This window comes from Streptomyces sp. NPDC053079 (assembly GCF_044546695.1).
Taxonomy (GTDB): domain Bacteria; phylum Actinomycetota; class Actinomycetes; order Streptomycetales; family Streptomycetaceae; genus Streptomyces.
Map to the genome: position 1 here is coordinate 646,103 of NZ_JBITZJ010000003.1, position 11,449 is coordinate 657,551.

Consider the following 11,449-nt stretch of genomic DNA (forward strand, 5'->3'; position numbering starts at 1 on the left):
CCCCAATAAATATGAGCAGTACGACTATCCGATGACCCTCTCATCTCACTTACGCATCAACCCGGAATTCACTTGACGCTGCCCAGCAGGTCCCGGGACCGTTGTGCGCAGTCGGGAGGCGTCAGCCCACGTCTCCCGCTCGGCTTTCCCTGGCACCCACAGGCCGATGGGAGATTTCTCTGAGTTCCCAGCCGTTACCCTCCGCCCCGCAGACCCTTCCGTCGCTGGAAGAGATCCGGGCGTACGTCAATGAACTGGTTCCGTTTCAGAAATTCGTCGGTGTGGAAGTGGTCGAGCTCGGCGCCGATCGCGCCGTGGCCCTGCTTCCGGACTCCGGTGACACCGGTAATCACGTGGGCACCAGGCACGCCGGGGCTCTCTTCCTGCTCGCCGAAGCGGCGGCCGGGGCGGCTCTCGCCGGAATGCTGCGGGAGAGGATCGCCACCAGCGTCTTCGTCCTCCGGGAATCGCGGATCGACTACCGCAAGAAGGCCCGTGGGGACATCCGGGCCGTCGCGGACGTGCCGGCCGGCGCACTGCCCCAGGGGTATCCGGTTCTCGCCGACGGCGAGCGGTTCGAGGTGGTCGTGGTCTCGCGCCTCCACGACACCGACGACACGTGCGTGGCCGAGGCCGAGTTCACGTACCACTGCAAGGCCCTGCCCGGATGAGCCGGGCGCGGCCGGGGCCCGGGCCGCGTGATGGCGACGTGCGAGACGACGAAGGGAAGTACGGCACCGTGCATGCTCTGGAGCGTCACGATCTTCCGCTCCCGAAGATCCCGAAGCGCTGGTACAACGTGCTGCCCGATCTGCCACGTGTGCCGGACGACTACCTCGATCCGGCGACGAGGGAGCCGGTCGGCCAGGGCTTCATGGAACGACTGCTGCCGAAGGCACTGATCGCTCAGGAGATGTCCCCGGAGCGGTGGATCACCATCCCCGAGGAGGTCCGCTCGGCGTACGGCCTGTGGCGGCCGACGCCGCTGTTCCGGGCGCACGCCCTGGAGCGCCACCTGGACACCCCGGCGGAGATCTACTTCAAGTACGAGGGCGCCAGCCCGTCGGGGTCGCACAAGCTCAACTCGGCGCTGGCGCAGGCCTACTACGCCCGGCTGGAGGGCGTCGACCGGCTCGTCACGGACACCGGCGCGGGCCAGTGGGGCAGCGCCCTGTCGCTGGCGTGCAGCCTGTTCGGCGTGAAGGCCCTCGTCTATATGGTCCGGGCCAGTTTCGAGACCAAGCCCTACCGGCGGCACTTCATGGAGACCTTCGGCCAGCAGGTGCTGCCCAGCCCGGGACCCCACACCGCCTACGGCCGCTCCCTGCTGGAGAAGGTCCCCGACCATCCCGGTTCCGAGGCCACCGCCGTGAGCGAGGCGCTGGAGACCGTACGGCAGAACCCGGGCGACCGGTTCTCGATGGGCGCCTTCGCCAACCACGTCCTGCTCCACCAGACGGTCGTCGGCCTGGAGACCCGCGAGCAGCTGGAGGACATCGGCAAGCAGCCGGACTTCCTGGTCGCCTCCGTGGGCTGCGGCAGCAACATGGGAGGGTTCGCCTTCCCCTTCGTCGGCGACAAGCTGGCCGGCGCGGACCTCCACATCCTCGCCGCCGAACCGGCCGCCTGCCCCACGCTGACCTCGGGCGAGTACCGTTACGACTTCGCGGACGCCAGCGGCCTGGGCCCGCTGGCCCGCACCTACACCCTCGGGCACGATTTCGTCCCGCCGCCCATCCACGCCGGCGGGCTGCGCTACCACGGTGCCGCCCCGCTCGTCGGCCTCGCCCGCCACGAAGGGATCCTGGACTCCCGGGCGTACGCGCAGAAGGAGGTCTTCGAGGCGGGTTCGCTCTTCGCGCGCCTGCACGGCCTGCTGCCCGCGCCCGAGACCGCGCACGCCATCCGGGCCACCATGGACGTCGCCGAGGAGTGCCGCCGCACACGGCGCCGCGCCGTGATCGTCTTCTGCTACAGCGGCCACGGCCTGCTCGACCTGGGCGCCTACGGATCGTTCACCGCCGGGGAGATGGCGGATACGGAACCGTACGAGTGCGCTCTCGCCGCGGGCGACCCCGTGCTCGCGGGCCGGGGCGGGCGGTGACCGGATGTACTCCTACGCTCAGTACATCGCGGGGCAGGACCGGCCCGGCACCCGCTGGACGTACTGCCCGGACGCCGGCGCCTTCCTGACCGACCCCCGGGGCACCTTCACCCGCAAACGACGCCTGGAGCGGGCCGGCGGCGATCCCGACGGCGACACCGCCGGGATCGTGGGCCGCGTCGGGCTCAGCAGCGCCGACGACGTGACGGACGCCCTGCTGGCCGCGCACCGGGCCCAGCCGGAGTGGTCCTCCTTCGACCTGGACACCCGGATGCAGCTCGGGCCACGGCTGCACGCGGCCCTCAAGAAGCACTACGACGAGCTGCTGTCGATCCTCATCTCCGAGGGCCACCCGCGCCGCCTGGCCGAATGGGAGATCGCCGGCCTGCTCACGGGCAGCAGCGAGGAGACCGTCTCCTTCTACCGCAGCCAGCTGGAGCAGCGCTTCGACGACCCCCACCGCACCCTGGCCCTGCTGCGCAAGCCCGACGGGGTGGTGTGCCTCAACCCACCGCAGAACGCCGCCGCCTCCAACTCCTTCCTGGGCACGGCCAGTCTCGGCGCGGGCAACACCCTCGTGGTCAAGGCCCCCCGCACCGCACCCCTGGGCGTGGCCTTCATCTACCGGGAGCTGGTCGTACCCGTCCTCGACGAGCTCGGGGCACCGCCCGGCACCGTGAACCTGGTCTCCGGCGCCACCCGCCCCATGCTCCGCCAGTGGCTGGCCAGCCCGTACGTGAACGACATCATGTTCTTCGGCGACAGCGACGTCGGCCTGGAGTTCGGCAACGAGTGCGTGGCGCACGGCAAGAAGCCGGTGCTGGAGCTGTCCGGCAACGACACCCTGGTGGTGTGGAACGACGCCGACCTCGACGGGGCCGCCGAGGCGCTGGCCGAGTGCTTCTACGGCTCCGGGCAGATCTGCATGGTGCCCAAGTGCGCCGTCGTCCACCCGGACGTCGCCGACGCCCTGCTGGAGCGCCTCGTCACCCGCTGCCACGGGCTGCGCCCCGGCTACCCCGGCGACCCGGACGTGCTCCTCAGCCCGGTATGGAAGATGGACCGCTTCCATGAGGTCCTCGCCGACGCCCGCGGGCACGGCGGCCGGGTCCTGTGCGGCGGCCAGCGCGTCGACGTCGCGGGGGAGGCGTCGCTGACCGGACCGTTCCTCGAGCCCACCGTCGTACGCATCGCCGGTCTGCGCGACGCGCGGCGCGTCCGGGCCGTGCGCGAGGAGACGTTCTTCCCGCTGCTGGCGGTCGTGGTCCCCGACGAGCGGGACGGGATCGGTGAACTGATGGATGAGGTCATCGCGTTCGTCAACGACAACGAGTACGGGCTGCGCAACTCGCTGTGGTCCGGTGACGACAAGGTCATCGACGCCTTCGTCCGCCGGGTGAGCAACGCCGGGCTGCTGAAGGTCAACGAATCCCACATCGGCTTCGCCCCCTACCTCGGCACGCACGGCGGCACCGGCCGTACCGGCGGACCGTTCGGCGAGCTGAACTACCCGATCCTGCGGACCTCGCACCTGCAGGGCGTCTCGGTGGCCAAGGGCAGCCGGCGGGGCGCTCCCGAGTGACCCGGCAGAAGGGCCGCGGGAGCCGGCTGACCCGCTGGCTGGCCGCGCGGGTCGGCGGCCGCCGGGTGGTGGTCACCGGTGCCTCCGGGGCCATCGGCCGGCAGCTCGCGATCCTGCTGGGCGCCTCCGGGGCCGAGCTGATCCTGCTGGGACGCGACCTGGAGGCCCTGTACGAGACGGCACGGCAGGCCCGGGAGGGCGCCGGCAAGGTCAGCGTCTTCCCGGTCGATCTGACCGCTCACGAGGAGGTGACGGCGTTCACGGACAAACTGACCGCCGACGGTGGAGGGGCCGACGTCCTGGTCAACAACGCCGGCCGGTCCATCCGGCGCGGCACCGTGCACGCCGCGAACAGGCCGCACGACTACCGCAGGACCATGGCGGTCAACTACTTCGGGGCGGTGGACCTGACGTTGGGCCTGCTCCCCGGCATGCGGGAGCGCGGTCACGGCCACATCGTCAACATCACCACCATCGGGCTGCAGCTGGGCATGTCCCGCTTCACCGCCTACAACCCCTCCAAGGCGGCCCTCGAAGCCTTCGGCCAGTCCCTGGCCCCCGAGCTCAGGCGCGAGGGCATCGCCGTCAGCACGGTCCACCTGCCGCTGGTGCGCACCCGGATGAGCGCGCCCACCACGGCCTTCGCCCGCCTGCCCGCCCTCGACCCCCGGCAGGCGGCACGCATGGTGGCCACCGCGCTGGTCACCGGACGCCCCCGGGTCTCCACGCGGCTCGGCACCCTCGGGGAACTGCTCGGCGTCGCCGCTCCCCGGCTGCGGCTCGCCCTGGGCGCCCTGGAGTACCGCCACCTGCCCGAATCCCCCAGCGCCGCGCGTACCGCCGCCGGCACCCCGCCGGCCGCTGAGGGAGAAGAGCTGACCTGATGGGTGAGATGACGTACGCCACCGGAACCGGCATCCCCGCGGACCACCTTCGGCACGCGCTCGACGCCCCCTCCCTCCCCGACGCGTTCGACCTGACCGCCCGGGCCTTCGCCGACCGCCCCGCCCTGCGCGCCCCCGGCCGGGAGCCGTACACATGGGGGCGCTACCGGGCCGAGGCGCGGCGCTGCGCCGCCGGTCTGGCCCGGCTGGGCATGCGGCCGGGCGACACGCTGGGGCTGCTGCTCGGCAATCGGCCCGAGTTCCACATCGCGGACGCCGCCGCGATGACGCTCGGGGTGACCACCTGCTCGCTCTACCCCTCCGCTGCCGACGAGGAACTGCGCTTCCTGGTGGACGACTCGCGGATGAGCGTCCTGGTGTGCGACGAGCCGGGCCGGGAGCGGGCCACCGCTCTGCTGTCGGCCTGTACGGGGTTGCGGCACCTGGTCGTCGTCGACGGTGCGGCAGGCCCGGACGCCGGGGTGCGCCCGCTCGCCGAACTGCTGGACGCCACGGCCCCGGAAGCGGACACGGGCCCCCGCGCCGCCCGGCCGGACGACGTCCTCACCCTCGTCTACACCGCGGGCACCACCGGGCGGCCCAAAGGCGTCGAGCTCACCCACGCCGCGATCCGCGCCACCGGGCGGGCCTTCCTGGACCGTGTGCCGCTGGAGGCGGGCAGCCGGCTGGTGTCGTACCTGCCCATGGCGCACATCGCCGAGCGCTGCTGCTCCCACTACCTGCCCATGGTTCTGGGCGCCGACGTCACCTGCTGCCCGGAGGCGGAGCGGATCTTCGCCGTCCTGCCGGCCGTCCGGCCGCACTGGCTGTTCTCGGTGCCCCGCATCTGGGAGAAGCTGCGCGCCCGGCTGCTCGACGAACTCGGCCGGGCCCCCGAGGACTTCCGGCGGGGCGCCCTGCGGGCCCTGGAACTGGGCGGCACCCTGACCGACGGCGACGACGGCCCCGGCACGCGGGCGGCGCGCGCCGAGTACGACCGGCTGGACCGCACCCACCTCGCCCCCGTCCGTGCCCTGCTCGGGCTGGACGAGGCCCGGTTCGTCCACGTCGGAGCCGCGCCCGTACGCGCGGAGACCATGCGCTTCCTGCACGCGCTGGGGCTGCCGGCGGGCGAGATCTGGGGCATGACCGAGCTGTGCGCCGCCGCGTGCGTGACCGTGCCGGGGCAGTACCGGCCGGGCCGGATCGGGCCGCCACTGCCCGGCGTGGAAGTGCGCACCGAGGCCGACGGCGAGATCCTCGTCCGCGGGCCCCTGACGATGCGCGGCTACCGCAACAGGCCGCGGCAGACCGCCGCCGTCCTCGACGACCAGGGCTGGCTGCGCACCGGAGACCTCGGCGCGATCGACGCCGACGGCTGGCTGCGCATCACCGGACGCAAGAAGGACCTGATCGTCAGCGCGTACGGCAAGAACATGGCACCCACCAGGATCGAGGAGCACATCGGCGACGGCGAACCGCTGATCGACCAGGTCTGTGTGATCGGCGACGGCCGCCCGTACAACGTCGCCCTCATCACCGTGAGCGGCGACGCCGGTCCCGAGGGCACCGCGTGCGTCCGGGAAGCCGTCGCCCGCGCGAACCGGCGGCTGTCCCGGCCGGAGCGGGTCCGGCGGTTCGCCGTCCTCGACCACACCTGGACACCACGGACAGGGCTGGTGACCCCCACGCTGAAAATGCGGCGCCGGCGCATCGAGCACCACTACCGGGAGCTCATCGACTCCCTCTACGCCGACGGCGGCCCGACTCACCTCGAGGACTGACCCATGACAGCAGCAACGCGCCGCCCGGGGCCCGCACCGGCCCTGTCCTCCACCACGGGGCGGCTGGCCGCGACGCTGGCCGGAACCGGCCCCGTCCTCGCTCCCCGGGCGCCGTTCACCCTCGACGTCATCGCCCGTCTGCCCTCCTCCACGCGCGCCGACGTGTCCTTCGCCCACGACCGGGCCCGCGCGGCGCAGCACGCCTGGGCCGCACGGGAGCCCCGCGTCCGGGCCCGGATCCTGGGCCGGCTGCACGACCTGCTGCTCGACCGGCAGCGCGAGGCCCTCGACCTCATCCAGTGGGAGACCGGCAAGGCCCGCGCCCACGCCTTCGAGGAGGTGGCCGACGCGGCCGGGGTCTGCCACTACTGCGCGCGACGCGCCCCCGCCCTGCTCGCCCCGCGCCGCCGGGCCGGTGCGCTGCCGCTGGTGACCGCGGTCCGCGTGCTGCGCCACCCCAAGGGCGTCGTGGCCGTCATCACCCCCTGGAACTATCCGCTCAGTCTGGTCGTGGCCGACGTCGTTCCCGCCCTGCTCGCGGGCAACGCCGTGGTGCACAAGGCGGACACGCAGGCCGCGTGCACCGCGCTGTGGGCGCGGGAGCTGTGCGTGGAGGCGGGCCTTCCCCGGGACGTGTGGCAGGTCGTCGTGGGCGACCCCGCGGACATCGGTCCGGCCCTGCTGGAGCAGGCCGATCACCTGGCCTTCACCGGCTCCACCGCGTCCGGGCGCACGCTGGGCCGCATGGCGGGCGGCCGGCTCATCGGCAGCATGCTGGAACTCGGCGGCAAGAACCCGATGCTGGTGCTCGCCGACGCCGACGTCGAACGGGCGGCCGCCGGAGCGGTACGGGCCTGCTTCACCAGCGCCGGACAACTGTGCATGTCCGTCGAGCGGATCCTCGTCCACGAGGCGCTGCACGACCGGTTCGTCGAACGCTTCGTCGCGCACACCACCGCGCTGCGCCTCTCCCCCGCCTTCGACTTCAGCGCCGGCATGGGCTCGCTCACCACCCGGGCCCAGCTCGAACGGGTCACCGCACACATCGACCAGGCCGTGGCCAAGGGCGCTCGGGTGCTGTGCGGCGGGCGCCCGCGCCCGGACATCGGGCCACTGTTCCACGAGCCGACCGTACTGGCGGACGTGAGCACCGGGATGACCGTGCACGAAGAGGAGACCTTCGGCCCCGTGGTGTCGGTCGGCCCGTTCCACGACGACGAGGAAGCGGTCGCCCTCGCCGACGAAGGGCAGTACGGGCTGACCGCCAGCGTGTGGAGCCGCGACGCCGCCCACGCCACGAGGGTCGCCGCCCGCCTCCATGCCGGCGCCGTCAGCGTCAACGAGGGCTTCCGCACGGCCCATGCCTGCTATGACGCGCCCATCGGCGGCCGGAGGGACTCCGGGACGGGCTACCGGCACGGCGCCGAGGGCCTGCTGCAGTACACGGACCTCCAAGTCGTCGCCCACACCCGGGCGAACCTCTTCGATCCCCGGCCGGGGACGAGCGCCGAACGCCACGCCGCACGGCTGACCGCCCTGCGCAGGGCGATGGCCAGGCTGGGGCTGTGATGACCGGCGAACGACGCTTCGGCTGCCACCTGGTCGGCGAGAACTCCATGGTGGTCTCCTGCGCGGAGCTGCTGCTGGAGCGGGGGCACCGCGTGCTCGGCGTGGTCTCGCCCGACACCGACATCCGCGCCTGGGCACAGAGCGCCGGCCTGCCGGCCACCGGATTCGGGCCGGACCTGGTGGCGTTCCTTTCGGCCGAGCCGTTCGACTACCTCTTCAGCGTCGCCAACCTGCGCATGCTGCCCGCGCAGGTGCTCGACCTGCCGCGGGAACTGCCCGTCAATTTCCACGACGGGCCGCTGCCGCGCCACGCCGGACTGTACGCCACCACATGGGCGGTGCTCGCCCGCGAGCGCACGCACGGCGTCACCTGGCATGTGATGACCGAACAGGCCGACGCCGGGGACGTGTTGGCGAGCCGGTCCGTCCCGGTGGAGCGGGGGGAGACCAGCGAGACCCTCAACGTCAAGTGCCTCCAGGCGGGCGTCGACTCCTTCGCCGAACTGCTCGACGCCCTGGAAGGGGGCCGGATCCGCCGGCAGCCCCAGGACCTGGCCCGACGTAGCTCCCACGGCCGCTTCGAGCGCCCGCCGGGAGGAGGTTTCCTGCGCTGGGACCGCCCTGCCGAGGAGCTGGCGGCCGCCGTGCGGGCCACCGACTTCGGCCCGCACGCCAACGCCTTCGGCACCGCCAAGGCGGTCGTCGGCGACCGGCCCGCGATCGTAGGCCGGCTGGACGTGCTGCCCGGCAGCGCGGCACGGCCTCCGGGCACCGTGCTGGCCGTCGGGGAGGACGGCTCCGTCGTGGTCGCCACGGCAGGGCAGGACGTACGCCTCTCCCGTCTCGCGACACCCCACGGCACACCGCTCGGCGCCCGGGAACTCGCAGAGCGCGGAGTACGGCCGCGGACCCGGATCGCCGTGCCCGGGCCGGAGTTGCTGGACGCCGCGCAGCGCGCCGAGGCCGAGGCCCTGCGGAGCGAAGCGTTCTGGATCCGGCGGCTGGCGGATCCGACGCCGGGGGACCTGCCGTACCGGTCGGAGACCGGGCCCGCCCCGGAGCCCGCCCGCATCCCGGTGCCGGACGGGGCGGAGGGGGCGGAGTGGCTGCTGGCGGCGTTCCTGGCCTTTCTGGTGCGTGTGGGAGTGGCGCCGGGCACGGACGTACGGCTGCGTCTGCCGGTGCCGGAGGGCGGCCATCCGGTGGTCGACGCGCTCTACGCGGACTGGGTGCCGCTGCGCGTACCCCGCCTGGGCGGGCGGGGCTTCGCGCGGCTGCGCGCCGAGGTGGCCCGGGGGCTGCGGGAGGCGACCGGGCGCGGCCGCTTCGCCCGGGACGTGTGGACGCGCTACCCGCGGCTTCGGGGCCGGGGTGCCGACGGCGCTCTGCCCGTCACCGTGGAGTTCACCGACGGCGACGAGTCGGCGCCGCCGCCTCCCGGCACCGCGCTGTGGATCGGGATTCCCCGCGGGAAGGGGGACTGCCGGTGGGCAACCACCGCGGACGGGCCGCCCGCCGGATACGCGGCGGCGTACCTGCGCGCCCTCGCCCAGGCGCCGGACGCCGACCCGGCCCGCGTGCCGCTGGGCACCGAGGAGGACCGGCGTGCCATGGCCGCCTGGAACGACACCGCCGCCGACTTCCCGCTCGCCACCCCCGTCCACCGGCTCGTCGCCCGTCGCGCCCGGCTGAGCCCCGACGCCCCCGCGGTGGTGGACGAGCGGGGGACGACGCACCACGGCGAACTGGACCGGCGCTCCTCGGCCCTGGCCGGGCACCTGCGCGACCGGGGCGTGGGACCGGGGCGCAGGGTGGGGGTCTGTCTGGAGCGTTCGGCCGACCTGGTGGTGGCTCTCCTCGGCATCATGAAGTCCGGGGCCGCCTACGTGCCGTTAGATCCCCTCTACCCGCCGCAGCGCGTCGCCGACGTGATCAGCGATGCCGCCCTGACGCTGGTGGTCACCTCCTCCGGCCTCGCCGGCGCACTGCCGCGCACCGGCACGGTGCTGGTGGACCGCGACCGGGCCGCGATCGAGGCGGCCGAGCCCGTGCACGGTACGGACGTACCGGACGACGCCGACGTCTACGTCGTCTACACCTCGGGCTCCACCGGCCGGCCCAAGGGCGTCCGGATCAGCCACCGCGCTTTGACCAACTTCGTGTGCGCGATGGCTCTCGACCCCGGGTTCACCGACCGGGACCGGCTGCTGGCCGTCACCACCGTCTGCTTCGACATCGCCGGCCTGGAGCTGTACGTTCCGCTGGCCGTCGGCGGGCAGGTCGAACTCGCCCCGGCCGAGGTCGCGGCCGACGGCTTCCGCCTGCGCCGGCTGCTGGAGAGCCGCCGCCCGACCGTCATGCAGGCCACCCCGGCAACGTGGCGGATGCTGCTCGAGGCGGGCTGGCAGGGACAGCCCGAGGATGCCCCGCTGCGGATGCTGTGCGGAGGCGAGGCACTGCCGCCCGACCTCGCGGCCGACTTGCTGCGTCGCGGTGGCCGGCTGTGGAACATGTACGGGCCCACCGAGACCACCATCTGGTCGGCGGTCGCCGAAGTGCTGCCGGACCGGCCTCCCGTGATCGGCCGGCCCATCGCCAACACCCGCTTCCACGTACTGGACGCGCGCGGGCGGCCGCTGCCGCCCGGCATCCCGGGCGAGCTCCACATCAGCGGAGAAGGGCTCGCCTCCGGCTATCTGAACAGGCCGGAGACCACGGCCGAGCGGTTCGTGACCACTGCCGACGCGGCTGAACGCCTCTACCGCACCGGAGACGTGGTCCGTCAACTGCCGGGCGGGCACCTGGAGTACCTGGGACGGACCGACAGCCAGATCAAGCTGCACGGCCACCGCATCGAGCCGGGCGAGGTCGAGACGGCGCTGCGCACCCATCCGTCGGTCGCCGACGCGGTGGTCGCCGTGCGCGAGGACCGGCTCGTGGGGTACGTGGTGCCGTGCGGGGCCCCCGCCGCACCGGCCCGGCTGCGCGAGCACCTGGGTGCCGTACTGCCCGGCTACATGATCCCCTCCCTCTTCGTGACGCTCGAGCGCATCCCGCGCACCGCCAACGGCAAGACCGCCCGGAGCGCCCTCCCCTCCCCCCGGGCGGTGAGGACCGACGACGTGGCTGCGGCGGCCGGCCGCACCGAGCAGGCCATCGCCGAGATCTGGCGCGAGGTGCTCCGGCTCGACCAGGTGGGCGTGGAGGACAACTTCTTCGAGGTGGGAGGTAATTCGCTGCTGCTGATGCGCGTCATGGCCCGGCTGCGCACCCGGGCCCGGCTCCCGCTGACCCGGGTGGAGATGTTCACGCACCCGACGATCCGCTCCATGGCCCGCTCATTGACCCTTCGCCCGGAACCCCCGGCCCCGACACCGACACCGACACCGACACCGACACCGACCCCGGTCGCGTCCCGCAGAGCGGTGCCGGCCCGGGGCGCACTGAGCGAGCTCCGCAGACGGCGCCGCGGCTGAGCCGCACCGACCGGCCGTGCAGGAAAGGAACAGGAAACGGAAGAGGAGAA

7 protein-coding genes are annotated in these 11,449 nt (G+C 73.3%); all 7 read left to right on the forward strand.

Features of this window, described 5'->3' with window-relative positions:
* The first annotated feature begins 101 nt into the window (after positions 1 to 101).
* The 7 genes from ACIGXW_RS15115 to ACIGXW_RS15145 are packed head-to-tail and all read left to right on the forward strand — an operon-like array spanning position 102 to position 11,399.
* Positions 102 to 671 (forward strand): YiiD C-terminal domain-containing protein, encoded by a 570-nt coding sequence (locus ACIGXW_RS15115; protein ID WP_399573360.1) that lies wholly within the window; start codon positions 102 to 104, stop codon positions 669 to 671.
* A 38-nt stretch (positions 672 to 709) separates the two neighbouring features.
* Positions 710 to 2,104, forward strand: coding sequence for a TrpB-like pyridoxal phosphate-dependent enzyme (locus ACIGXW_RS15120; RefSeq protein WP_399573361.1), 1,395 nt, complete (start codon positions 710 to 712; stop codon positions 2,102 to 2,104).
* Positions 2,105 to 2,108: 4 nt separating this feature from the next.
* On the forward strand, positions 2,109 to 3,686 hold the full coding sequence (locus ACIGXW_RS15125) for an aldehyde dehydrogenase family protein (RefSeq protein ID WP_399573362.1): 1,578 nt from the start codon (positions 2,109 to 2,111) through the stop codon (positions 3,684 to 3,686).
* Positions 3,683 to 4,570, forward strand: a complete 888-nt coding sequence (locus tag ACIGXW_RS15130; protein ID WP_399573363.1) for an SDR family NAD(P)-dependent oxidoreductase — start codon at positions 3,683 to 3,685, stop codon at positions 4,568 to 4,570. Before ACIGXW_RS15125 ends, ACIGXW_RS15130 begins: the two co-directional genes overlap by 4 nt.
* Positions 4,570 to 6,354 (forward strand): AMP-dependent synthetase/ligase, encoded by a 1,785-nt coding sequence (locus ACIGXW_RS15135; RefSeq protein ID WP_399573364.1) that lies wholly within the window; start codon positions 4,570 to 4,572, stop codon positions 6,352 to 6,354. Before ACIGXW_RS15130 ends, ACIGXW_RS15135 begins: the two co-directional genes overlap by 1 nt.
* A gap of 3 nt (positions 6,355 to 6,357) precedes the next feature.
* Positions 6,358 to 7,923, forward strand: coding sequence for a succinic semialdehyde dehydrogenase (locus tag ACIGXW_RS15140; protein WP_399573365.1), 1,566 nt, complete (start codon positions 6,358 to 6,360; stop codon positions 7,921 to 7,923).
* A complete protein-coding gene (locus tag ACIGXW_RS15145; RefSeq protein WP_399573366.1) occupies positions 7,923 to 11,399 on the forward strand; it encodes an amino acid adenylation domain-containing protein in 3,477 nt (1,158 codons plus the stop codon). Before ACIGXW_RS15140 ends, ACIGXW_RS15145 begins: the two co-directional genes overlap by 1 nt.
* The last annotated feature ends 50 nt before the right edge of the window (positions 11,400 to 11,449 follow it).

What these genes read in the sequence shown, in the direction of transcription:
- ACIGXW_RS15125 (WP_399573362.1), top strand. Translation starts at nt 2,109, where the DNA reads ATGTACTCCTACGCTCAGTACATCGCGGGGCAGGACCGGCCCGGCACC.
- ACIGXW_RS15135 (WP_399573364.1), top strand. Translation starts at nt 4,570, where the DNA reads ATGGGTGAGATGACGTACGCCACCGGAACCGGCATCCCCGCGGACCAC.
- ACIGXW_RS15145 (WP_399573366.1), top strand. Translation starts at nt 7,923, where the DNA reads ATGACCGGCGAACGACGCTTCGGCTGCCACCTGGTCGGCGAGAACTCC.
- ACIGXW_RS15140 (WP_399573365.1), top strand. Translation starts at nt 6,358, where the DNA reads ATGACAGCAGCAACGCGCCGCCCGGGGCCCGCACCGGCCCTGTCCTCC.